At 72.0% G+C, this 21,709-nt stretch carries 20 protein-coding genes, 1 tRNA gene and 1 pseudogene; 6 read left to right on the top strand and 16 right to left on the bottom strand.

All coding sequences use genetic code 11. The features are described 5' to 3' along the window. Positions 1–233: 233 nt before the first annotated feature. The 3 genes from ACP56T_RS00505 (at position 234) to ACP56T_RS00495 (ending at position 1,542) form a co-directional block, all read left to right on the top strand. Positions 234–698 carry a MarR family winged helix-turn-helix transcriptional regulator gene (locus ACP56T_RS00505; RefSeq protein WP_430910171.1) on the top strand — a complete coding sequence of 155 codons (465 nt, stop codon included), beginning with the start codon at positions 234–236 and terminating at the stop codon, positions 696–698. Between the two features lie 190 nt (positions 699–888). Next, entirely contained in the window at positions 889–1,341 is a 453-nt protein-coding gene (locus tag ACP56T_RS00500; protein WP_430910170.1) for an NUDIX hydrolase, read from the top strand. A 126-nt stretch (positions 1,342–1,467) separates the two neighbouring features. Continuing rightward, positions 1,468–1,542: transfer RNA gene (locus tag ACP56T_RS00495), tRNA-Thr, on the top strand. A 99-nt stretch (positions 1,543–1,641) separates the two neighbouring features. Here ACP56T_RS00495 and ACP56T_RS00490 read toward each other — a convergent pair. From ACP56T_RS00490 to ACP56T_RS00475, 3 genes and pseudogenes are all read right to left on the bottom strand, one after another. Beyond that, positions 1,642–1,746, bottom strand: a pseudogene (locus tag ACP56T_RS00490) (IS5/IS1182 family transposase); the annotation flags it as partial. A gap of 39 nt (positions 1,747–1,785) precedes the next feature. Then, positions 1,786–2,208: a DUF6640 family protein gene (locus tag ACP56T_RS00485; protein WP_430910169.1), complete on the bottom strand. Its 423-nt coding sequence runs from the start codon at positions 2,206–2,208 to the stop codon at positions 1,786–1,788. A gap of 584 nt (positions 2,209–2,792) precedes the next feature. Further along, positions 2,793–3,545 (bottom strand): Crp/Fnr family transcriptional regulator, encoded by a 753-nt coding sequence (locus ACP56T_RS00475; RefSeq protein WP_430910167.1) that lies wholly within the window; start codon positions 3,543–3,545, stop codon positions 2,793–2,795. Positions 3,546–3,759: 214 nt separating this feature from the next. Here ACP56T_RS00475 and ACP56T_RS00470 point away from each other — a divergent pair, with 214 nt between their 5' ends. Next, a complete protein-coding gene (locus ACP56T_RS00470) occupies positions 3,760–4,059 on the top strand; it encodes a DUF6894 family protein (RefSeq protein WP_430910166.1) in 300 nt (99 codons plus the stop codon). A 36-nt stretch (positions 4,060–4,095) separates the two neighbouring features. On the opposite strand, the gene ACP56T_RS00465 is transcribed toward ACP56T_RS00470, so the two are convergent. From ACP56T_RS00465 to ACP56T_RS00420, 10 genes are all read right to left on the bottom strand, one after another. Further along, complete coding sequence (locus tag ACP56T_RS00465; RefSeq protein ID WP_430910165.1) at positions 4,096–5,598, bottom strand: response regulator; 1,503 nt, start codon at positions 5,596–5,598, stop codon at positions 4,096–4,098. A gap of 16 nt (positions 5,599–5,614) precedes the next feature. Continuing rightward, on the bottom strand, positions 5,615–6,574 hold the full coding sequence (gene bcsN / locus ACP56T_RS00460; RefSeq protein WP_430910164.1) for a cellulose biosynthesis protein BcsN: 960 nt from the start codon (positions 6,572–6,574) through the stop codon (positions 5,615–5,617). Then, entirely contained in the window at positions 6,574–9,231 is a 2,658-nt protein-coding gene (locus ACP56T_RS00455) for a cellulose biosynthesis cyclic di-GMP-binding regulatory protein BcsB (RefSeq protein WP_430910163.1), read from the bottom strand. Before ACP56T_RS00455 ends, bcsN begins: the two co-directional genes overlap by 1 nt. Before the next feature lie 9 nt (positions 9,232–9,240). Continuing rightward, a complete protein-coding gene (bcsA, locus tag ACP56T_RS00450; protein ID WP_430910525.1) occupies positions 9,241–11,889 on the bottom strand; it encodes a UDP-forming cellulose synthase catalytic subunit in 2,649 nt (882 codons plus the stop codon). Between the two features lie 80 nt (positions 11,890–11,969). Next, positions 11,970–12,713, bottom strand: a complete 744-nt coding sequence (bcsS, locus tag ACP56T_RS00445) for a cellulose biosynthesis protein BcsS (RefSeq protein ID WP_430910162.1) — start codon at positions 12,711–12,713, stop codon at positions 11,970–11,972. A 292-nt stretch (positions 12,714–13,005) separates the two neighbouring features. Beyond that, complete coding sequence (locus ACP56T_RS00440) at positions 13,006–13,698, bottom strand: LuxR C-terminal-related transcriptional regulator (RefSeq protein ID WP_430910161.1); 693 nt, start codon at positions 13,696–13,698, stop codon at positions 13,006–13,008. 114 nt (positions 13,699–13,812) lie between these two features. Next, a complete protein-coding gene (gene panB, locus ACP56T_RS00435) occupies positions 13,813–14,637 on the bottom strand; it encodes a 3-methyl-2-oxobutanoate hydroxymethyltransferase (protein ID WP_430910160.1) in 825 nt (274 codons plus the stop codon). A 396-nt stretch (positions 14,638–15,033) separates the two neighbouring features. Next, positions 15,034–15,636: a rhodanese-like domain-containing protein gene (locus tag ACP56T_RS00430; protein ID WP_430910159.1), complete on the bottom strand. Its 603-nt coding sequence runs from the start codon at positions 15,634–15,636 to the stop codon at positions 15,034–15,036. Positions 15,637–15,650: 14 nt separating this feature from the next. Then, positions 15,651–16,457 carry a quinoprotein dehydrogenase-associated SoxYZ-like carrier gene (locus ACP56T_RS00425; protein ID WP_430910158.1) on the bottom strand — a complete coding sequence of 269 codons (807 nt, stop codon included), beginning with the start codon at positions 16,455–16,457 and terminating at the stop codon, positions 15,651–15,653. 37 nt (positions 16,458–16,494) lie between these two features. Continuing rightward, complete coding sequence (locus ACP56T_RS00420) at positions 16,495–17,427, bottom strand: quinoprotein relay system zinc metallohydrolase 2 (protein WP_430910157.1); 933 nt, start codon at positions 17,425–17,427, stop codon at positions 16,495–16,497. Between the two features lie 191 nt (positions 17,428–17,618). On the opposite strand from ACP56T_RS00420, the gene ACP56T_RS00415 reads away from it, so the two are divergent. Continuing rightward, positions 17,619–18,203, top strand: a complete 585-nt coding sequence (locus tag ACP56T_RS00415; protein WP_430910156.1) for a TetR/AcrR family transcriptional regulator — start codon at positions 17,619–17,621, stop codon at positions 18,201–18,203. Here ACP56T_RS00415 and queC read toward each other — a convergent pair. The 3 genes from queC to queE are packed head-to-tail and all read right to left on the bottom strand — an operon-like array spanning position 18,173 to position 19,923. Further along, positions 18,173–18,889 (bottom strand): 7-cyano-7-deazaguanine synthase QueC, encoded by a 717-nt coding sequence (queC, locus tag ACP56T_RS00410; protein WP_430910155.1) that lies wholly within the window; start codon positions 18,887–18,889, stop codon positions 18,173–18,175. The two genes, ACP56T_RS00415 and queC, sit on opposite strands and share 31 nt — an antisense overlap. A gap of 4 nt (positions 18,890–18,893) precedes the next feature. Then, positions 18,894–19,250 carry a 6-carboxytetrahydropterin synthase QueD gene (gene queD, locus ACP56T_RS00405; protein WP_430910154.1) on the bottom strand — a complete coding sequence of 119 codons (357 nt, stop codon included), beginning with the start codon at positions 19,248–19,250 and terminating at the stop codon, positions 18,894–18,896. A gap of 40 nt (positions 19,251–19,290) precedes the next feature. Beyond that, positions 19,291–19,923 carry a 7-carboxy-7-deazaguanine synthase gene (queE, locus tag ACP56T_RS00400; RefSeq protein WP_430910153.1) on the bottom strand — a complete coding sequence of 211 codons (633 nt, stop codon included), beginning with the start codon at positions 19,921–19,923 and terminating at the stop codon, positions 19,291–19,293. Positions 19,924–20,184: 261 nt separating this feature from the next. On the opposite strand from queE, the gene ACP56T_RS00395 reads away from it, so the two are divergent. After that, complete coding sequence (locus tag ACP56T_RS00395; RefSeq protein WP_430910152.1) at positions 20,185–21,708, top strand: D-alanyl-D-alanine carboxypeptidase family protein; 1,524 nt, start codon at positions 20,185–20,187, stop codon at positions 21,706–21,708. Position 21,709 lies beyond the last annotated feature (1 nt).

Raw genomic sequence — 21,709 nt, 5'->3', positions numbered from 1 at the left:
TTTTTATCGGGCCTGTCCCGCGCGGCGTCTTTCGTCGCCGGGCCTGCATCGGCCGGGGGGCGCCGCCACGCGCCACCGCGCCGGAAAGACGCGACGCCACGGCCGCCGATGATGGCGAGGGCGTGCGGAACGCCCGATTCTTCATGTACGAAGGCACGATGGGTCGGTTATCGTGCGGCGGCGAACGAGCGGGCGGCGTCTTTCCGGCGCCCGGCCGCGGTGTGGATGTGATCGTGAACGCTCTCGACGAGATGCCCGGCGCGGCCAACGATCCGCTGCTGCTCGACAATCAGCTCTGCTATGCGCTCTACGCGGCGGCGCACCGCATGACGAAGTCGTACCGCCCCCTTCTGGACCGGCTCGGCCTGACCTACCCGCAATATCTCGTGCTGCTGGTCCTGTGGGAGGGCGAGGGCCTCACCGTATCCGAGATCGGGCGCCGGCTTCGGCTCGATTCCGGCACGTTGACGCCCGTGCTGAAACGGCTCGAGACCGGCGGGCTTCTCCTGCGCAGCCGCCGCCGGTCCGACGAACGCGAGGTCGAGATCAGCCTCACCCCCCATGGCCGCGACCTGCGCGGCGAGGCGGCCCAGGTCCGCGAGACCGTGATGTGCCAGCTCGACCTCACCGAGCCGGAGATCCGCGCCATGCGGGCGGACCTCAACCGGCTCATCGAGAACCTCAGCGTCAACGGCTGAGCCGGCCCGTGCGCCGAGGCAACGGAACGGGATAAATTGGTTTGCCGGTTAAATTACCGTTGAGATGCGGATCGCACCGCGGTTATTGCCGGGCTCGGGCAATCCCGTTCCCCCTTCCGCTCGGCCTCGCCGGCGGGACCATCCCCGGAAGCGTCATGAAACGTCGTCGCGCCTGCGGCATTCTCGTCTCATGACCGTGATGCCCACAGATCTGCAACGGGAGCCGAGACGGCAGGTCGGCGCGCTCCCGTTTCGCCGGGAGCCCGATGGCGGCTGCTCCGTGCTTCTCGTGACATCGCGGGAAAGCCGCCGCTGGGTGATCCCGAAAGGCTGGCCGATGCGGGGGCGCAAGCCCTTCGAGGCGGCGGCGCAGGAAGCCTACGAGGAGGCCGGCATCGTCGGCCAGATCGGCAAGCGGCCGCTGGGCTTCTACCTCTACGAGAAGCGCCTCAAGAACCGCGATTCGGTCCTGTGCCAGGTCAAGGTGTTTCCCCTCGAGGTCCGCAAGCAGCTCAAGCGCTGGCCCGAGCAGAAGGAGCGCGAGAACCGCTGGTTCACCCCCTCCGAGGCGGCGGACGCGGTGGTGGAGGCGGGGCTGGCCGCGATCATCCGCGCGGCGCTCAAGCGCGATCCCACCGCCTGAGTCCGGCGGGCGTTCCCTTCCGGGGCGCGATTTCCGACAGGCAATCGCAGCCGCCGCGATTGCCAAGACGGAATCGATCCGCTAGAGCCCCACCCGGTCGCGTGACGCCCAACGGCGCGGCGCCATGCTGCGGTAGCTCAGTGGTAGAGCACTTCATTGGTAATGAAGAGGTCGAGAGTTCAATCCTCTCTCGCAGCACCAGCCTAAATCCTCGATTTCTCTCAAGTCTCTTGCTCGGCACGCGATATCGCCTGCTGCGGTGATGCGCGCCTTGTGACGATTCGAAGGTCCGGCGCCCGGCGCGGCGCGGTCCGAGGCGCGCGGCCGCCCGTCTCTCGGTGTCTCGGCCTCGGAGCGGAAGGGCTCGACCGCCTCCCGGAGGTTGCCGGGGAGGAGGGCGTCCATGCCCTCCCGACCCGCTCATGCCGGTCGTGCCCCTTGCTCTCAGCGCGGCACGACGGCGAGGGCGACCGCGACGAGGACGACGCCCGTCGCCAGCAGGCTCAGGAGCTTCTGGATCGGAATCCCGAGGGGGTGCGGATTGAGGTCGGCGAATTCCGGATCGCTCCAGGCGGTGCCCGGAAAGAGCGGCGCCAGCAGCATGGAGGCGAAATAGATCTCGGCCAGCGCGGCGGCGACCAGAAGGGTGGGCAGCGTCGGCGGCAGGGCGAACAGCACGACGAGCGCCAGGACCATGTTGAGCACGCCCAGCATCATCGTCTGGCCGTTGTGGAACTTGGCATGGGGCGGCCATGCCGGATTGCCCTGGTGCTGCCGGGCAGTCGCCGGGATGACGGCATCGAAGAGAACGCCTCCGAGGCCGCCATAGACGGCAACGAACGCGACGAGCCATTTGGAGATGAGCATCGGACACACCTTTCCTGTTCATCGGAAAGGACGTGCCGGAGGTGTCCACGGATCGGCGTGGACACTCGTACGAGCGTAAATGCCACCCGGACTACCGACCGGGCCGTGACTTTTACACGTCCGGGCGAAGATCTGGCCGCGACGCCGCGGCCTGTCAATCGCCGCCCTCCACGCGCTCGGGATCCCGACGCGGGTCCGACCGATGCGATCGCCGTGTCTGCGCCGGCCGGGCCCGAAAGACCGCAGCGACCGGACCCCGCCCTCGGGCGCCCGGCGCTAGCCTAGCGGATGCCCGATCCCGGCGCCCATGAGTGGCCCGCCGCCTCGGCCTGCGTGCCCGGTTCCGGCTGCTGGGAGCGGCAGGAACGGCGTTCATGATGTGCCTCGGCTGGCCGCCGGGCGGGATGCTCGCCCCGTGGCGGGCGAGCCAGGCCTGCATCTCGGCGATCTTGCGCTGCTGCTCCACGATGATCGACCAGGCCCGTTGCCGGCTCCATGGGTCGTCGGCGTGGCGCATGGCGACCTTCGCCATACGCTGCGGGTTCCCACCATGGAAGGTCAAGGGGCTCCCGAGCGGTCCGGGCCTACACCTCGGCCGGCGTCTCGTGCGCGTTCAGGTGAAGGTAGACGGCATCGAACTCGGCCAGCGCGACGAGCTCCTGCCACTTGTGGATGACGAGCTCGCCGGTGCGGAGCGTGGCCAGCCCGTCCTTGCGCAGATCGCGGATCACCCGGTTCACGTGCACGTTCGTCAGCCCGAGGGCGTCGGCGAGATCGGTCTGGGTGAAGGGGACGCTGCACCGCCAGTCCGAGGCGAGCTGGAGAGCCTGCTGCCGGACGTAGAGCTCGCAGAAGAGATGGGCGACGCGCTCCGTCGCCGAGCGCCGGCCGATGCCGACCATCCATCCCCGGAAGGTCGAGGCGTCGACGAGGGTCTCGCGCCACAGCATGGCGGCGAGCGCGGGAAAGCGGGCGGTCAGGTCGCGGACGCTCTTGTGGGAGACGAACGCCACCGTCGCCGGCCCCACTGTGCAGAGACTGTGGTCCATGACGCCGAGATGCAGGCTCAGCAGGTCCGGGATGTCGCCGGGCATGTGGAACGACAGGATCTGCCGCCGGCCCTGGTCGAGCAGCATGTAGCGGCAGGCCCAGCCGGCGAGGATCAGGCAGCATTGCGAGGGCCGGTCGCCCAACTGGACGATATCGTGCCGGGAGGTCAGGGTCCTGACCGTGATCGGCAACTGCTCGATGGCCTGCCGCGCATCGTCGCCGAGCGCGGCGATGCCGTCCAGCTTACGGATGAACAGCCGTAGCGGATGCTCGGGATCGGGATTCATGGCGGCTTCGACGTGCGGGAGCAGCGGAAGCGCACCGCCCTCCCAGCCGCTGATGTCAGCCGTCTCTAGCCAGCCGCGAGGCCGTCTCTCCACAACCCAGGTTAATCCTCGGACGCAGTCCTCGGCCCGTGCACGCTTTTTCCGGCGAGGCGCGCAGAACAAACCGCACGGGCGCCGGTTTCCCCGGCGAGGGAAAGGGCTGAAGGAGGCCGGCTTGCCGCACTACTTCATCGACACCGACGACGACGAGCAGCTGGTCGTCGACGATGTCGGCCACGAGTTGCACGACGCCGCCGCCGCCCGGCGCCTGGCCCTCGCCTCGCTCCCCGACATGGCGAGCGACCGGATCCCGAACGGCGACCGCCGCACGCTCAGCGCGAGCGTTCGGGACGAGCGCGGCGTGGTGCTGTACCGGGCGACGCTGTCCCTCGTCGGCGAGTGGCTCGTCGGGCCGGGGCGGGGCCCCATCGAGCCGGAGCCCGGAGCGGCGGCGGCGGAACCGTCGCCGCGATAGGGCGGCCTCCGCGCTGCTTCTCCCGGCCCGGAACGCCTATCCCGCGCGGACCGAGGCCAGCCTCTCGGCGCAGATCGTCCGCGACGCCGATACGATCTCCCGGACATGCGCCACGCTCTCGGCCTCGTCCGCCCCCGCCACGACGGTCTCCTGAACGGCCTGGCACGCCTTGACCAGGCGTTCGAAGCCGAGGCTTCCGGCGATCGAGATGAGATTGTGGGCCTGGCGCGCGACGGTGGCCGCATCGCTGCCGGGCGCGAAGGACGCGTCGATGAGGTTGCTCATATGGGTGAGCATCCGCTCGATCCGCTCGGGACCGAGCAGGGCGTGCAGTTCCTCGAAGGTCTGAGTGTTGAACAGCATCGGCGGCGGGGCGGATCGACGGGGCGGTTCCGCGTCGGCCATCGCCGCCTCCCGGTCAAGGGGGTGAGCGGCGGCTGCGGCAGGGCCGTCCGCCGGCTGCGGCCGATGCGGGACCGGGCAGGGCACGGGACGCGCGCCGCCGAGGAGGGCCTCGCGCCCGGCCGGGGTGAGCACCGCCGAGAGACCGCCCTCGAACGGCTTGCAGGCCAGCGAACCCGCCTCCATCAGCTGGAGGAGCGCCGCCATCAGCCCCGCCCTGGAGCAGCCGGTCTCGTAGAAGGATCCGGCGGGCTCGTCCCCGGCGCCGAGCCGCAGGCCGCGATCGGCGACGAACATCAGCGCGGCGAGCCGGTCCTTGGGCTCCGGCGAGGCGAGGGCGGCCGGCGGCAGCGCGGCGCGGCGCTCGCCGAAGGCGAGGCAGGTGCGGGCGAGCGCCGCCCACGCGTTCGGATCACCCACCCGGAACCCGCCGTCGCAGGCGGCGCCGATGCGTCCGGTCAGGTCGAAGGCGGGCAGCAGCCAGGCGGCCCCCTCGGCGCGCAGATCCCGCAGGCCGGCGAGACCCGCCTCGTCGCTCACGAGGACGATGTCGGCCTCCTCCGGCGCGCTCACCACGGCGAAGGCCTGCCCGACCGCCTCGGCCTCGGCGGCGGAGGGCTCCGGGCGCAGGATCGCGCGCGGCCGGCCGGGCAGGCCGCTCCTACGCCAGAGCATGTCGGCCGGATCGTCGGTCGGCGACGGCGCGGGGGCGGGCTCGGGGCGCCGGAGCCGTTCCAGCGTGGCGAACAGGGCGCGCGGCTCCAGCGGCTTGACGAGGATCGCGTCGAACAGCGTGTCCGCCCCGCGCCGCGAGGCGAGCCCATGCCGGTCGGCGGTGATCCCGATGAGGCAGAGCCGTCCTTCCGGGCGGCCGAGCTCCCGCATCAGGCGGGCGAGGGCATAGCCGTCCATCTCGGGCAGGTGATAATCGACCAGCACGACCTCGTGGCGGCGCTCGCTCAGCAGGCGAAGACCGAGGAACCCGTCGGCTGCGACATCGACGGTATCGCCCCGGCTCTCGCAGAGCGCCCGGATCAGGTCCTGGCTTCCGGGGTCGTCCTCGACCAGGAGGATGCGGCTCCCGATCCCCGGCGCGTCGGCCGTCTTCGCGGTGGAGGTGATCGACACTGAACTCATCCCGGTTGAGGCTCGATCACCGAGCCTGGGTGCCGGACGGCCCGCGATAGGCCTCGGGCGGAAGGTCGACGGAGCCCGCGACGGCGGGGGAGGCCGGGGCGGAAGCGGAGGGCCCGGCAAGCGTCGCGCGGACGATGCCGGCTCCCGGTCCGGCGAGCGCCCCGTGGGAGCGCTCCGGCTCGGCCGCCGGGACCGATTCCGCGCCGAGATAGCGCCGGCCCGGCACGTCCGGCGCGGCGGCGGCCGGGCGAGGGGAGGCGGGCTCGGCCAACGCCGCCGCGACGGGCGCGATCCGTGCGTGGCGGGTCCGCCGGCGCGGCGCCGGCTCCGGCCGAGCGACGACCGGGCGCTGCTCCGCGTAGGGGACGAGCCGCAACTGGTTCACCGCCGCCGCCATCGCCTCCAGGGTGATGTCGGCGCGGCAGAGCCGGACCCGCAGCGAGAGCGGGCCGCCGGTGCCGCCGGCCTGGAGGGCGGGCGCCTGCTCGATCCACTGCCAGGCGTAGAGGCAGCGTCCGCCCGCCGCCCCGCGCCCGATGGCGAGGCCGTAGGGCCCGTAGGCGTTGGCGGAGGGGCGCTCGACCACCCGCATGGCGATGCCGGGAAAGGCGGCCTCCAGCTCCGCGCGGATGCCGCCTTCGGTCGGCTTGCCCATCGCGGCGCCCAATCCGTCCGAAGGCGCCATCGCGACCGTGATCGCGTTCGGCCGGCTTGCGCCCTTCGGCGTCAGGCTCAGGGAGACCGTCTGCTCGAACGCCCCGGCCTCGTCCCGTTCGCTCAGGCCGACCGGGCGGCCGATCCAGGCGGGCATCTGCGCGACGGGCATCGCCCGCCTTGCGCGGGGCGGCTCGCCCGGCGCGGCGAGGGCCGCGTCGAGGCTGGCGTAGCGCGCGGCCGGGGCGGAGACCGTCGCCGTGCGGGCGTTGCAGCCCCCGAGGGCGAGGGCGGCGGCGAGGAGGAGGGGGAGGCGGGTCATCACGGGGCGCGGTTTCGCTGGCGGAAGGAGTGGGGCTGGATCGAGCCGGTGCTGGAGACGTCGGAGCGGGCATTGGCCGCGCCGTGCTGGTCGGACCAGAGCGTGCCGATGGGCGCCGGTTTCTCGGCGGCCGTCGGGGCGCTCGCCGCCTCCTCGCCGTTCCAGCCGGGCTTGAGGGAGAAGCCGAAGCGCTCGTAGGGCATCGCGCCGACGCCGGGCACCCGCCGGGCCACGGTCGAGGGCCGCCCCATCGCATGGGCCGGCCAGCGCAGTTCGGCGGCGGACCCGTCGGGCGTGCCGGTCGGGGCGACGCGCAGGTCGTTCTCCATCTGCACGGCGATGGGGAAATCGTTGCGGCGGACCGGAGGCGCGATGGCCGCCGGCGCGCCGAGATCCTCGGGGCCGGGCACGCGCCAGCGCCGCCCCGGAGCCGGCTCCCCGGAGGAGGAGAGATCGAGATAGCCCGAGCTCCGCACCGCCGCGACGGGCTGCGCGACGGGCTTAGCCGGCACCTGCTCGCAGGGCATCGGGTGGTCGCTCGGCGGCTGGAACAGCAGGTCCACCACCTTCGGGAAGAGACCGTCGTAGCGGTTCACGGTCTCGATGAAGGCGCGCTGCTGGTGCAGGCGGCGCAGGGTGAGGGCGTAGCCGTAGGCGGTGTCCTGCTTCGGGAACCACGCCATCGCGCGCTTGAACCAGCCGAGCGCCACGTCGAACTGGCAGTTGTTGTAGGCGTACCAGGCGAGCGCCTGGGCGCCCTCGCCGGACGCGGTGGCGGCCGTGACCTGCCCGTAGCGCTTCAGCCGCTCGGGCTCGATCGCCGGCGGGATCGCGCGGGTGAGGTCGCTCTCCAGGAGGTCGATGAAGAGGAGCGTGTTGTTCACGAGCGGCTCGCGCCAGGCATAGGCGACGTCCTCCGCCTCGCGCCGGAACCCGAGCTCGCGCAGCGTATGGGCGAGGCCGTGGGCGACCATGGCGTCGCCCCCGCGCGCGATCGCCCGCTTGAACCAGGCGAGCGCCTCCGGAAACGGGATCGCACGGCCCGCCGCGAGCCCCAGCCTCGCGGCGAGCGTCGCGGCGGCGGCCATGCTGTCGCGGTCGGGGGCGGGCACGCTCAGCATCGTCCGCCGCTGGCCCTGCGCGTAGGGGAAGCCGGCGCCGAGGGTCCCGGCGAGATCGGGCTGGCGGGCGATGCGCGCCAGGGGCGGGATGCGCAGGCGGGTGGTGGCCAGGAGCGTCAGGCGCTCGCGCGGGGCCGACGCCTCGGCCCGGCAGTCCTTGTCCTCCTCCCTCGGCAGCTCGGCGGTGATGGTGACGCGGTTGAGGCCGGGGCGCAGCAGGCGCAGCGGCAGGAACATCGCGCGGCGGCGGAAGCTCTCGCCGCCCGGCCGGGCCAGCGGGGTGCTGCCGGCGCTGACGCCGTTGATCGCGACGGCGATCTGCGCTCCCTCCGCGAGGCCGGCCGCATAGCTCCCGTCGAGCTCGAGCGTCAGGCGGTCGTAATCCGCCACCAGCACGTCGTGGGGGAGGGCGAGATCGACGCCGATCCGGTGCGTGCCGGCGGTGACATGCGCGTCGGCCATGCCGACATCGCCGAGCGCCACGACCTCGCCGCCCTCGATGCGCCGGCCGCCGGCATCGGCCAGGGCGAGAAGGCCGAGGGGCGTTCCCGGCGGAGGGCCGGCATGGAGGTCGCGGAGCTCGGCGAGGCTGCGCGCCACGTCGGACTCGCTCGCCCCCGTGGCGACGAGGACCGGCCGGCGCCCGGCGGCGCGCGGCAGCAGGGCGAGGCGGGGACCGGAGACCGGGCCGAGCGGCGCCAGATCGAGCGCCCTGGCGAGCTGGTCCGCCGGCCCGACCGCGAGGGCGAGCCCGTCCCCACCGGGAACGGACGGACCGAAATCGGCCGAGGGCTGCGCGAAGCGGCCGGCCAGGACGGTGTCCTGCAAGGCGCCGAGCAGACGCTCGACCTCGCGCTCCGAGAGGCGCTCGCCCGCCTGGATCAGCCGGATCGGCACCGCGCCGTCGGCGGAGACCCGAGCCCCAGCGATGTCCCCCGGCTCGCCGAGCCCCGAGGCGGCGGAGGCGAAGCCGGTGGCGTCGGGATCGATCTGCGTCCAGAGCTCGTAGGTGGCGGCCACCGAGCAGTCGACGCGGTGCCGCTGGCTCATCGTGACCCGCACGGCGTTGAAGCCGCGCGACAGCGCCCCCGGCGGCACGTCGAAGCTCACCGTCCGCAGGCCCCTGGCCCCCTCGATCGGGTCCTCGCCGATGACGGTGCCGTTGATGCGCAGGGTCAGGCGCGAGACCTCGGGCAGCACCGAGACGGCGGCGCGGTAGCCGATCTGGAATCGGCCGCCCGTGCGGGCCTCCGCCTCGGTGGCGTAGAAGGCCCAGACGATGTCGCCGTTCTCGCCCCAGAGCCGCAGCGGCGTCGCCACGGACGGCAGGCGCCGCAGGACGGGATCGCGGACGGTCTCCGTCGGCGCGGCCGGTTCGGCGGCGACGGCGGCGGGGCGCGCGGCATCCGGGGTCTTCGGCAGGACCAGGGGGCCCGCCGGACCGAAACCGGAGAAGGTCTGCGCCATGGCGCTCGCGGCGCAGAGCAGGCCGGCGGCGAGGGCGGGCAGGGGAACGAGGCGGGACGCGGAACGCATGGGACGGCCTCAGGCGGCGTTGCGGAGCGCGGCGCCGGAGGACGGCGGTGCGCCGGCCCCGGCTTCGATCCCGGCCGCCACGGCGACCTCGAGGGGAACGTCCGCGCGCGCGGGCGTCTCCGGGGCCTGGATCACCTCGGCAGTCATCACCTCGGCCTGCCCGGCGAGGGCGCGCACGCAGGCCCGCCACGCCTCGGGATCGAGACCCGCATCGATCGTCTGGGGGGCGCGGGCTTCCCCGGCGAGGAGCGCGCTCATGGCGGCGCGCCAGGACTCCGCCGTCATCGGCGGGGATACCGGCACGGCCGCCGGCTCCGGCACCGCCTCGGGCTCGACGGCGACGACGGCGGCCGTCTCCGCCATGGGCGCAGCCTCCGGCACGGGGAGAGCGGCCGGGCCGGCATCGAGCGCCACCGCCGGCACCTCGACCGGGACGGCGGCCACGACGGCGCTCTCCGCGACGCTCTCGGGCGTCGTCGTCGCGGCCGTCTCGGCGGCTCCCTTGGCACCGCCCAGCGCGCGCGCGGCGTAGCCGAAGGCCCGGACCGGCTCCGAGACGCCCCAGGCGAGGAAGCGGAGCGATCCCGTCAGCAGGTTCTTGTGGCGGCGGCGCCCCTGGAGGAAATCGCGCAGCGGCGTCGCGTCACCGTACATCAGGTCGGCGAGCCCCCGGTAGGCGCTCGGGCTCATCGCCTCGAACGCCACCGCGCAGGCATCCCCCTCGGCCGGGGCGCGCCGCCGGAACGAGAGCGTCTCGACGGCGGCGGCGTCCGAACCGCGCGGCGAGATCGGTGCGAAGCTCAGCGAGCCGGCATCCCCCTCCGCCTTGGGCCAGGCCGCGCCGTCGAGGCGGCGCAGGGTGCAGCCGTCCGAGGCGGCGCGTTCCACGGCCACATCGAAGGCGAGGGCGCCGATCGCGACCTTGCCGCGCCGGGACACCGGCAGGCTCGGGCAGCGCTCGGGCTGGCGGCGCTCGGCGACCACGCCGAGGGCGACGCCCGCGATCACGAGGTTGAACAGGCACCAGAGGCCGACCACCAGCATCAGGCTGGTGACGCCGGGCTCGTAGAGGTAGCGCCATGTCGCCGTGGCGCAGCCGGCGGCGAGCGCCCCGAAGATGGCGAAGAACGGCCAGGCCAGCGGCGAGAGCCGGTCGGCGTCGAGACCGACGCCCTTGTTCGTCACCTGGAAGCTCGGCTTCCTCGGCGAGAGCAGCACCGAGACGATCGAGCGGGCGAGATAGACGCCCTGAACGTATTCGTAGAGTTCCGAGACCCAGGGCCAGCGCACGCGGCCGTAGAGGTAGTTCTGGATCATCATGTTCGCGACGACATAGGTCGCGGTGAAGGCCAGCGCCTCGTCGACGGAGGAAACGAAGATCTTCACGTCGAGGAAGATGTGCAGCAGCGGCGCCAGCATGAAGATCAGCCGCGGCAGCGGGAAGAACCAGTACGCCATGCTCGACAGGTAGCCGAGCCGCTGGATCGGCCGCAGGCCGCGCTTCGCCAGCGGGTTCTTGAGGAGCATGATCTGGAACATGCCCTGGCACCAGCGCGCCCGCTGGCCGATGAAGTCGGCGAAGGTCTCGGGTTGCAGGCCGGCGATCAGGGGCTTGTCGACGAAGGCGCTGGTCCAGCCGCGCGCGTGCAGCTCGAAGGCGGTCTCGCAATCCTCGGTGATGGTGATGCCGGAGAAGCCGCCGACCTCGTCGAGTGCCTCCCGGCGCAGGAGCGCCGCCGAGCCGCAGAAGAACGAACCGTTCCACTTGTCGAGGCCGCGCTGCGTCACGGCGTAGAACATCTCGTTCTCGGAGGGCATGCGCGCGAAGGTGCGCAGGTTCCGCTCCACCGGGTCCGGGTTCAGGAAGACGTGCGGCGTCTGCACCAGGAAGAGCTTCGGGTCCTCCGAGAACAGGCCCACGGTCTCACGCAGGAAGGAGCGGAACGGCGCGTGGTCGGCGTCGAGCACGAGCACGATGCCGGCGCGCGAGGCGGCCAGCCCGTTGTTGAGGTTGCCGGCCTTGGCGTGCTCGTTCCGCGAGCGGGTCAGGTAGCGCGCGCCGAGATCCCGGCAGAGCGCCTGGAGCTCGGCGCGGCGCGCGCGGGCGGCCTGCGCCTTGGCGGGGTCCGCGTCGGCGCATTTCTGGTCCGTGCCGCCGTCGTCGAGCAGCCAGACCGTGAGCTTGTCCGCCGGATAGTCGAGATTGAGCGCCGCCGCGAGGGTGACGGAGAGGATCTCGGCCGACTCGTTGTAGCTCGGGATGAAGACGTCCACGCCGGGGGTCTCGGCATCGGGCAGCGCGGGTGCGGCGGCGCGCTCCAGCGGCTCGGCGTTGATGACGAGGCTCACCGCGAGGATCAGCACGCAATAGAGTTCCGCCGCCACCAGCACGAGGCCGAGGCCGAAGCCCACCGGATCGTCGAGTCCGGGCAGGGTGCCGCTCAGGCGCCAGTAGACGTAGCGGATCACCACGAGGCTGCCGAGCGCCAGGAAGGCCGTCCGGGCGAGCCCGCGCTGCGGGAAGCACAGCCACAGGCCGAGCATGCCGGCGCCGGCCGCCGCGCAGAGGGCGAGCTGCCCCGAGGCGCCGACGGGCTGGGTGAGGTAGCCGAGCGCCAGGGCCGCCGAGAGCCCCCAGGCGCTCCAGACGAATCCCATCGCGCCGCGCGCGAAGGCCGCGCGCAGACGGGCGGCGAACCTGGCCGGGGGAGTGCCTGCGAGAGCGGGGGCGCGCATGCTCAGAACCCCGTGCGCAGGTCGAGCGTGGTGTAGACGCCGCCCTTGCGGGCATGGTCGTGGAGGTAGCCCGCCGCGATGCCGAGCTGCACCGCCCCGAACTGCATGCCGCTGAGATGGAGGCCCGCCCGCCACTGCCGGTAGTAGTCGTCGCCGAGCAGCGCGAATTCCGGCCCGAGATAGCCGCCGGCGAGGCTCGCGACGCCGGCGCGCACGCGGCCGAAATAGGCGTTGAAGGTGGTCGAATAGCTGCCGGTGGCGTGGATCATCGTGAAGGCGGTCGGCCGCCCATAATAGTCGAGGGCCGTCTTCAGGCCGACCTTGACGCTGTCCGAGGGCAGGCTGCTGTCGAAGCGCGAGAGCTCGTTGCGGCGCACGTTCAGGCCGACGAAGCCGGAGAGCACCGCGTCCGGCATGACCCAGGCATAGCCGGCGAGCGCGGCGATCTCGGCCTGCTCGCCGAGGGCGTGGCGGCCGCTCCCGCTCTCGGTGCGATAGGAGCCGACCAGCCCATCGAGGCGCACGCGCGGGCCGCTGGCGAGGAGGTTGTCCTGGGGCGCCGCCGTGACGGTGGCCCCGGCGAACTGGGAACCCTGCGAGCTGAGCGTCGCGGAGGTGTCGACGGAGACGATCCAGGCGTCGCGCTCGGCGGGCGTGACGGCGCCGGTGTACCAGTCAGCGGCCCGCGCGGCAGGGCCGACGCAGGCGGCCATCGCCGCTGCGAAGCAGGTGAAACTGCGGTGCATGTCGTTACGCCACGAGACTTGCGATGACCGCGAGGATCGGGGTCCCAGCGTTAAGAGGAGCTTGCCGGAATCGGTCGCATCCAAAGGATCGAAGACCTAGGCCGAGAGGCCGATGACGGCGTGGCGGCGGTCTTCGGGATGGGTCGGAGAGCCCTACGACGGGCGATGCCCGGCCCCGCCGGACGGGACGGGAGACGCCGCGCGAGCCGGAAACCAGCCGCCGCCGCATTCGGGAGCGCGTCGATTTCGCCGCGCGGGGGACGTCGCGCGGCGGCCGAGCCGAGCCGGGCGCCTAGGCCGAACGGTCTAGGTCGAGCGGCGGCAGGCGCGAGCCGGCGGCGGCGGCCATCGCCCGGTTGGCGACGCCGAGGGTGCGCAGGAGCGCCGCCACATGCACCTTCACGGTGCCCTCGCCGAGATCGAGGATGCGGGCGATCTCCTTGTTGGAGCGGCCGTCGACGATCAATTGCAGCACCTCGCGCTGGCGGCGGGTCAGCGAGGCGGCGCTCGCCTCGGCCGCTCCCGGCCGGGACGCCGCCGCGTTGCCCGGCAGAGGTCCGTCGGCCAGGAACGGCGGCACGAAGATGCTTCCGGCCAGCACGCTGCCCAGCGCCTTCATCAGCTCGGCGGCGCCGAAGGTCTTCGGCACGTAGCCGTGGCTGCCCGCCGCGAGCGCGGTGAGGATGTCCTCGCGGTCGGTCGAGGCGGAGACGATGGCGGTCTTCACGGCCGGGAAGCACTCGCGCACCGCGCTGAGCGAGGCGGCGCCGGCCATGCCCGGCATGCGCAGGTCGAACAGCGCCAGCGCGGCCTGGGGCAGCTCGGCCAGCGCCGCCAGCGCTTCGTCGAGGGAGCCCGTCTCCACGACCCGCTCGAAGCCGAGATGGCGCATGAGCAGGGCCGAGACGGCCATGCGGAAGAACTCGTCGTCGTCGGCGACGACCGCCGTCAATCCGCCGGGAGCGTTCGAGGGTTCATTCGTCATCGACGCGGCGAGCGGAATCCTGTTCGCCGACCGGGGCGGTCGGATCGGGCGTGTATTCCATATCCGTGATCCGGCGCCCTGTCTCGCCGGGTGGCGATCCGCGACCGGCGCGGGTCAGCGGGCCGGATAGGTGTGCTCGTCCGCCGGGAAGCGGCCGGCGCGGACCTCTTCCGCATAGTGCTCCACGGCCTCGGCGATCTGCCCGCGCAGCGAGCCGAAGCGCTTGACGAATTTCGGCACGCGGTCGTTGAGGCCGAGCATGTCCTCGAGCACCAGGATCTGGCCGTCGCATTCCGCCGTGGCGCCGATGCCGATGGTGAGGGCCGTGACGTCTGGCGAGGCGCAGATGGCGCGCGCCACCGGCTCGACGATCCCCTCCAGCACGATGGCGAAGGCGCCGGCCTCGCTGATGGCGCGGGCGTCCTCCAGGAGCTTGCGCTCGCCCTCCGCCCCGCGCCCCTGGACCTTGAACCCGCCCATGGTGTTCACGGATTGCGGCGTCAGGCCGATATGGCCCATCACCGGCACGCCGCGCTGGGTGAGGAAGGCCACCGTCTCGGCGAAGGCCGCGCCGCCCTCCATCTTGATGGCGCCGGCCCCCGTCTCCTTGAGGACGCGCGCCGCGTTGAGGAAGGCCTGCTCGCGGCTCGCCTCGTAGGAGCCGAACGGCATGTCGACCACGACGAGCGCCTTCGTGGTCCCGCGCATCACCGCCTGCGCCTGGACGATCATCATCTCCAGCGTCACCGGCAGGGTCGATTCCATGCCGTGCATGACCATGCCGAGGGAATCGCCGACGAGGATGAAGTCGCAATGCTCGTCGAGGATGCTGGCCGTATGCGCGTGATAGGCCGTCAGCGAGATGATCTTGCGGCCTTCCGCCTTGAACCGCGCGAGATCGACGGCCCGCAGACGGCGGGATTGGACAACCTGGGACATCGCTCCACCCGTATCGTTGGCGGCAGGGGCCGTGCGGCCCGCCACGCGCCCGGACATGTCCGGGCGGCCTGCCCGCGCGCCTTATAGCCCGCCCGGACGGGCGAATCTGCACGCGGGCGACAAGCGGGATGACAGATGGTGTCGCGGCCTATCGGCGGCGCGGGTCGGAGCGGCGGTATTTCCGGCGCGGCCGAGCCCGGAGGGAGCTTCGCGAAGACCGACGTCGCGGCGACCGCTCCAGGCGTCGCCGCGCGTGCCCTTTGACGGGCGTTTCCTCCCTAGACCACGAGCCCCCTCCGGTCGCGCCTTGTTTCCGCCACAACCCGGCTCGTGTCAATCATCATACAGAGGCTTGCATCATACAGAGGCTTGGCCGGCGATCCTCGCGCCCGGCCCTCAGCGCTCGGCGGCGGGCGGCGGCGGCGAGGCGGCCTTCCAGGCGGGATCGACCTCGACCACGGCCGTATCGTGGGTGTCCTGCCAGCCCTCGATCCCTTGCGGGAACCAGTACACGCGGCTGTAGCCCTTCATCACGAGCCGCTTGCCGGCGTTCCAGCTTCCCCAGCATTCCGGGCGGCAGAAGGTCACGACCGGCCTCGTCCGGTCGCCCCCCGTCAGCGCCTCGACGCGGGCGAAGAACAGCGCCTCCTTGCCCGGATCGAGAGGAGCGGCCCCGGCATTCGGCAGCCAGACCGCGCCGGGGATGGAGCGGTGCGAGGGCAGCCAGGGCCGGTCCGCCGGGAAGCCCTCGGGCTTGCGGTCGGCGAGCGCCACGTCGAGCAGCACCGGCTTCTCGGCCATGAGCGCGTCGAGCCCCGCGAGGTCGAGCACCGTCGCGCCCTTCAGGGTGGGGGCCGTGTAGCCCCGCTGCGGGCCGGTCCAGAGTCCGTCAGGCTCGGGAACGCCGACGGGCGAATCCGGGGGCGCCGCCGCCGCGAGGGTCAGCGCCGCCGCGAGCGCCAGCGCGACCCGCGCCGTGGTCCTGTCCATGCGCGTCATCGACAGGGCCGCCCTCAGTTGCTGACGGCGGGCGCGTCGAAGCTGTGCTCCCAGCGCCCACCCTGGTTGTCGGAGGCGACCACCCTGATCGGGCCCTTGCCCTCGGGCTTGAAGGCGAAGTTGATGACCGGGTTCGACGAGATCGAGATGTCGCCGTCCAGCGTGAAGATCGAGGTGCCGCCGTAGGTCACGGACAGCTTCTGGATGTAGCGGGCGGGCGTGTAGTCGCGCGTCACCTGGTTCATCTGCATGCCGGAGAAGTTCGGATGCCGGACCATTAGCGTGGCCTCGACGGGCTTGCCGGCATGGACGTCGGCGAACTTGAGGCGCATGTCGCCCATGCCCTGCATCGCCTCCTCGTCGGTCATGCCCATAGGGGCCGAGCAGCCGCCCGACGCCTTCACGAACTTGGCGCCCTCGAAGAGCTTGCCGTCCTTGGTCTCCACCACCGCGTGGACGTTGGTGTAGTTGTTCACGCGCACCCGCAGCTGGATCGCGCCCGGATCGGCCGCCGGGCCGAACGTGAAATGCGCGGCATAGGGCGACGGGTTGTCGTCGATGATGAAATAGAGCCCGGCGACGTTGTCCTTCTCGGGCATGGTCAGGGTGATCGGCACCAGCGCGGCGTCGAGGGCGCGCACGGGCGCATCGATCGCCACCAGCTTGTCGGTGGGCTCGATCTTGCGGTCGCCGAAGATCGACTGCGAGATCTCCTTCCAGCGGGCGGCGCGCTCGGCGTCGGTGTCCGAGGCTCCGGCGGCGAGGGCGGGCGCGGCGGCCGAGAGGCTCATGGCAAGCGCGAGGGCGGACAAGGTCTTCATCGGCGTTTCTCCTCTGTCGATTCTTATGCGGGGCGGGTCATTCCCACTCGAGTTCCTTGTAGGCCACGGTGACGTTGCGGCCGTTATAGGTGTCGAAGAGCTGCCACTTGTCGTGCTCCGACTGCGCCACCGTGGCCACCGCCTTGTCGATGGAGATGCCGGCGGCCACCGCCTTGCGGGTCTCGTCGCGGATCGTGGTGAGATAGCGGGAGAGCTCCGCAACGGCGGGAGCGAACTCCACCACCGCCGGGCCGTGACCCGGCACCGCCTTCGCCGCGCCCATGCCCTTCAGCCGCCCGATCTCCTTGAGCCAGCCGACGAGGCTGCCGTCCAGCGAGGGGATGCGGTCCACGAAGAGGAGGTCGGCGGGAAACAGGAGGCCGCTGCCGGTGTCGAGCATCGACAGGTCGGAGGGCGTGTGTGCGTTGCCGTGGGCGGTGAAGCGCAGCACCCGGTCGCCGAGGTCGATCTCGGCGCCGTCCTTCACGGCCTGCGTCGGGTAGACCACGCTGCCGGCCTTCTCGGGCCCGAGCAAGTCCGCGAGGCGCTGGCGGTAGAACTCGCCGCGCGCGTCGAGCAGACCGCGCAGGGCGTGGTGGCCGATGAAGTTCGGCTTGTCGTCGAGGAAGGCGGCCGCGCCGAAGCAGTGGTCCGGGTGGACATGCGTGAGCACGACGTGGCGGATTGGCTTGTCCGTCCGCTTGGCGATCTCGGCCCGCAGCCACTGCCCGTCCGCGAGGCTGCCGCCGGTCTCGGTGACGAGCACGCCGTCCCTGCCGACGATGAAGCCGATATTGGCGATCGCGTCGGCGTTCTCGGCCGTGGCGTCTTCGATCCGTCCGTGGCGCACGAACACGCCGGGCGCGACCTCTTGGATATCGAAGGATTCGGCCGCGCGTCCCAGCGTCGGCAGGCAGCACAGGCACAGACCGCCGAACAGGGCCGAGCGCCGGGTGAGCGGAACGCTCATGCGGCCGGCCTCCCGGTCGACGATCGGCTCGGCACGGCAAAAGCCGGCATTGCGCCTTCCTCCTGAATTATGTTTCAACCATCTAGTAGGTAGACAGGTTCCGCGTCAAGGCGGCATAAGCGCTGTGTTCGCCCGCCGGTCCCGGCGGTTTCGCGATCCGAGACGATTCCTCTGCGAGACGACGTCCCATCATGAGCGACACCCGCGCGACCCTGCTGGGCGAGGCCGAGACGCTGGTGCGCCGGCGCGGCTATTCCGGCTTCAGCTACGCGGACCTCGCCGAGGCCGTCGGCATCCGCAAGGCCAGCATCCACCACCATTTCCGCACCAAGGAGGACCTCGCGGTGGCGCTGCTCGCCGCCTACGAGGCCCGCTACGCGGCGGCGCTCGCGACCATCGAGGAGAGCGGCGGCGACGGGCTCTCGCGGGTGACGGCCTATGGCCGGCTCTATCTCGGCGGTGTGGAGCAGGGGCTCGGCTGCCTCTGCGCGGCCTTCGCCACGGAGGGCGACGCGCTGCCCGAGCGGCTGCGCGCGGACGTGGCGGCGTTCTTCGCCCGGCACATCGCCTGGATCGAGGAGACCCTGCGCCGGGGTCGGGCGGATGGCAGCGTCCGGCCGGACATCGAGCCCGGCCCGCAGGCCCGGATGATCGTCGCGACGCTGGAGGGGGCGCTCATCACCGAGCGGCTGCTCGACGGGCCGAGCGGGTTCGGAAGCGTGCTCGCGGCGCTCGCCGCCGGACTTCAGACCGCCTCCGCGACGAAGCCCTCGTAGCCCCTGGCGCGCAGCGCGCAGGCCGGGCAGGTGCCGCAGCCATAGCCCCAGAGGTGGCGTTGCCCGCGCTCGCCGAGATAGCAGGTGTGGGTGTCCTCGACGATGAGGTCGACCAGCGCCTTGCCGCCGAGGCTCTGCGCCATCCGCCAAGTCGCCGCCTTGTCGATCCACATGAGCGGGGTGTGCAGCACGAAGCGGCGCTCCATCCCGAGGTTGAGGGCCACCTGCAACGCCTTGATGGTGTCGTCGCGACAGTCGGGATAGCCGGAATAGTCCGTCTCGCACATGCCGCCGACGATGTGGCGCAGGCCCCGCCGGTAGGCGAGCGCCGCCGCGAAGGTGAGGAAGACGATGTTGCGCCCCGGCACGAAGGTGTTCGGCAGGCCGCCCGATTCGAGCGCGATCTCGGTGTCGCGGGTCAGCGCGGTCTCGGAGACGGCGCCGAGCGCGTCGAGGGCGAGGGTGTGGTCGCTGCCCAGCCGGCGGCGCCATGCCCTGTCGACCTGCCCGACCCCCTCGCGCAGCCTGTCCCGGCAGTCGAGCTCGACCCGGTGGCGCTGGCCGTAGTCGAAGCCGAGGGTCTCCACATGCGGGAAGCGGTCCAGCGCCCAGGCGAGGCAGGTGGTGGAATCCTGGCCGCCGGAGAACAGCACCAGCGCGCCGGAATCGTCGCTCCCACCCGCCATCGCCTCACGCGCCCTCGTATTCGGCCCAGGACATCGGCGTCTCGAACAGCTTGACCGAGGCGAGCGCCGGCAGATCCGCCTTGGCCCTATGCCAGATCCAGGCCGCGATGACCTCGGCGGTGGGGTTCTCGAGCCCCTCGACCTCGTTGAGGCAATGGTGGTCGAGCCGCTCCAGGATCGGGGCGAAGACGCGCTCCACCTCGTAGAAGTCGACGATCCAGCCCGTATGCGGGTCGACCTCGCCCTCGAGCGTCAGCTCGACCCGGTAGGAATGCCCGTGCATGCGCGCGCAGCGATGCCCCTCGGGCACGTTGGGCAGCCGGTGGGCCGCCTCGAAGGTGAAGGCCTGGGTGATCTTCATCGCGTCGTCTTCATCGCAAGATCGTCATGAGGGTCGACCGTCACGGGATGCCGATCATCTTGTGGGTCTGGAGCGAGAGACGCCAGCGCGCGTCCCCCCGGCAATAGGCCACCGCCGCCCGCGTGTTGGCGTCCCGCTCCGGCCCGTCCATGGGCTGGAGCCAGCGGTGGGAGAAGTCGAGCCCGACGAGATCGGCCGGGTCGAGCCCGGCCTGCGGGAAGACCAGCTTGAGCTCGGACCCGCTGGTCTGCGCAAGCGGCGCGCCGGCCTTGGGGCTGACGCAGATCCAGTCGATGGCGGGAGGCGCCGGCAGCGTGCCGTTGGTCTCGACGGCGACCGTGAAGCCGCGTGCCTGCACCGCCGCGATCAGCGCGGGATCGAGCTGGAGCAGCGGCTCGCCGCCGGTGAAGACCACGTAGCGGGCGCAAGGACCGCCCTCCCATGTGGCGGCGACGGCATCGGCCAGCGCGTCGGCATCCGTGAAGCGGCCGCCGCCGTCCCCGTCGAGCCCGACGAAGTCGGTGTCGCAGAACCGGCAGACGGCGGCGGCGCGGTCCTCCTCGCGGCCGGACCAGAGATTGCAGCCGGCAAACCGGCAGAACACCGCCGCGCGGCCCGCCTGCGCGCCCTCGCCCTGAAGGGTGTGGAACAGTTCCTTGACCGCGTACGCCATCGCTCGTCGTCCGGGCTGGTCCCGGAAAGCCTCTTACTGTCCGCCGTGTTCGAGGAGGCCATAGACGGCGCCGCGCGCGCGCGCCACCGGGGCCGCCGCATGGGAGCCCCGTCCGCCATGGTCTCGCCACGGAATTCCCGTTGAACGCGAAGGATCAGGGGCCGGACGGGCCGATTTTGCTGCGGACTCTCCGCGGCTTGTCCGCCATCCTGCCGCCGGGGGCGACGGCAGGCCCCGCATCTCTCGATCGAGACAGGCCAGATGGTGAACGGACGCGCGAGGCGCTGGGTCTTGGGAGCGATGGCCTCCCTCGGCTTGCTGACGGCGGTGCCGGCGCAGGCCATCACCGTGCCGATCCTCGTGGTCGACGTCGATTCGGGGAAGGTGATCTACCAGCAGGGCGCCACCGACCCGTGGTATCCCGCCTCCATCACCAAGCTGATGACCACCTATGTCGCCCTCGACCTGGTGCGCCAGGGCCGGGCCTCCCTCGACACGATGATCACCATCTCGGCCAACGCAGCGGCCGAGCCGCCCTCGAAGATGGGCTTCCGGCCGGGGACCCAGCTCACCCTCGACAACGCGCTCAAGATCATCATGGTCAAGTCGGCCAACGACGTGGCCTATGCCATCGGCGAGAGCCTCGGCGGCTCGGTCGAGGGCTTCGCCGAGATGATGAACCAGACCGCCGCCCGCATCGGCATGCACGAGAGCCGCTGGTTCAACCCGAACGGCCTGCCCGACGCGCGGCAATGGACCTCGGCCCGCGACATGGCCGTGCTCGGGCGCGCGCTGCTGCGCGACTTCCCCGGCCAGCACGACCTCTTCTCGATCTCCGCCATCCAGTTCGGCCGCGCGGTGATGGCCAACCACAACGGGCTGCTCGGCCGCTACGAGGGCGCCGACGGCATGAAGACCGGCTTCATCTGCGCCGGCGGCTTCAATGTGGTCGCCACCGCCACCCGCAACGGCCGGCGCATCCTCGCCGTGGTGATGGGCCAGGCGAGCGCCCGCGAGCGCGACCTCAAGGCCGCGGACCTGTTCGATTACGGCTTCTCGCAGTCCACCGGCTGGAGCAGCGCGAGCATCGAGGCGCTGCCGGCCTCCGCGATCTCCGAGCCGCCGGACATGCGGCCCTATGTCTGCTCGCGCAAGAAGCCGATGCCCATCGACGAGGGCCAGGGCGCGATCTCGGCGGCCAAGCCCGGCCAAGCTGACGCCATCGGCATGCAGTTGACCGGAGCCGCCTCCGGCCCTGCAGCGGCGCTGGCGCTCGCGAGCCTCAACGGTTCCGTGAAGGGCCGCTCGCTGCCGGCGCGCGCGCCGCTCCAGCCCATTCCCGTCTGGGTCGGGCACAACCAGGCCGAGAGCGAGACCATCCTCTCCCAGCAGGAGCAGGCCGAGAAGGCCGAGAGGGCAGCCGCCAAGACGGCGGCGCTCGAAGCGGCCAAGGCCAAGCGCGAGGCGCTCAAGCAGGCCAAGCTCGACGCCAAGGCCAAGCGCGACGCCGGCAAGGCCGAGGCGAAGGCGGAGACCAAGGTCGCCGCCCACACCAAGGCCACGGCGCCGAAGGCCGCCCCCAAGACCGCGAGCGCCTACACAGCCACCGACGCGGCCTCCGGCATGCCGGAGGCCAAGCCCGGCACCCTGAAGCCCACCGCCAAGGCGCATGCCAACGCGGCGTCGGCGAAGGGCGGCTCGGCCAAGGAGACGACCAAGGCATCGGGGAAGACATCGGCCAAGCCGGCGCCCAAGAAGGCCCATGCCGCCAAGGCCGACGAGTAGC

Source organism: Methylobacterium endophyticum (genome assembly GCF_050591105.1).
Classification (GTDB): Bacteria; Pseudomonadota; Alphaproteobacteria; order Rhizobiales; family Beijerinckiaceae; genus Methylobacterium.
The sequence above is the reverse complement of the archived record's forward strand: the minus strand, read 5'-3'. Positions and strand labels throughout refer to the sequence as shown.

Bases quoted from the DNA above. Each gene is read 5' to 3' on its own strand.
- ACP56T_RS00500 (WP_430910170.1), top strand. From the start codon at position 889: ATGACCGTGATGCCCACAGATCTGCAACGGGAGCCGAGACGGCAGGTC.
- ACP56T_RS00485 (WP_430910169.1), bottom strand. From the start codon at position 2,208: ATGCTCATCTCCAAATGGCTCGTCGCGTTCGTTGCCGTCTATGGCGGC.
- ACP56T_RS00475 (WP_430910167.1), bottom strand. From the start codon at position 3,545: ATGAATCCCGATCCCGAGCATCCGCTACGGCTGTTCATCCGTAAGCTG.
- ACP56T_RS00465 (WP_430910165.1), bottom strand. From the start codon at position 5,598: ATGAGTTCAGTGTCGATCACCTCCACCGCGAAGACGGCCGACGCGCCG.
- bcsN (WP_430910164.1), bottom strand. From the start codon at position 6,574: ATGACCCGCCTCCCCCTCCTCCTCGCCGCCGCCCTCGCCCTCGGGGGC.
- ACP56T_RS00455 (WP_430910163.1), bottom strand. From the start codon at position 9,231: ATGCGTTCCGCGTCCCGCCTCGTTCCCCTGCCCGCCCTCGCCGCCGGC.
- bcsA (WP_430910525.1), bottom strand. From the start codon at position 11,889: ATGGGATTCGTCTGGAGCGCCTGGGGGCTCTCGGCGGCCCTGGCGCTC.
- bcsS (WP_430910162.1), bottom strand. From the start codon at position 12,713: ATGCACCGCAGTTTCACCTGCTTCGCAGCGGCGATGGCCGCCTGCGTC.
- ACP56T_RS00440 (WP_430910161.1), bottom strand. From the start codon at position 13,698: ATGACGAATGAACCCTCGAACGCTCCCGGCGGATTGACGGCGGTCGTC.
- panB (WP_430910160.1), bottom strand. From the start codon at position 14,637: ATGTCCCAGGTTGTCCAATCCCGCCGTCTGCGGGCCGTCGATCTCGCG.
- ACP56T_RS00430 (WP_430910159.1), bottom strand. From the start codon at position 15,636: ATGACGCGCATGGACAGGACCACGGCGCGGGTCGCGCTGGCGCTCGCG.
- ACP56T_RS00425 (WP_430910158.1), bottom strand. From the start codon at position 16,457: ATGAAGACCTTGTCCGCCCTCGCGCTTGCCATGAGCCTCTCGGCCGCC.
- ACP56T_RS00420 (WP_430910157.1), bottom strand. From the start codon at position 17,427: ATGAGCGTTCCGCTCACCCGGCGCTCGGCCCTGTTCGGCGGTCTGTGC.
- ACP56T_RS00415 (WP_430910156.1), top strand. From the start codon at position 17,619: ATGAGCGACACCCGCGCGACCCTGCTGGGCGAGGCCGAGACGCTGGTG.
- queC (WP_430910155.1), bottom strand. From the start codon at position 18,889: ATGGCGGGTGGGAGCGACGATTCCGGCGCGCTGGTGCTGTTCTCCGGC.
- queD (WP_430910154.1), bottom strand. From the start codon at position 19,250: ATGAAGATCACCCAGGCCTTCACCTTCGAGGCGGCCCACCGGCTGCCC.
- queE (WP_430910153.1), bottom strand. From the start codon at position 19,923: ATGGCGTACGCGGTCAAGGAACTGTTCCACACCCTTCAGGGCGAGGGC.
- ACP56T_RS00395 (WP_430910152.1), top strand. From the start codon at position 20,185: ATGGTGAACGGACGCGCGAGGCGCTGGGTCTTGGGAGCGATGGCCTCC.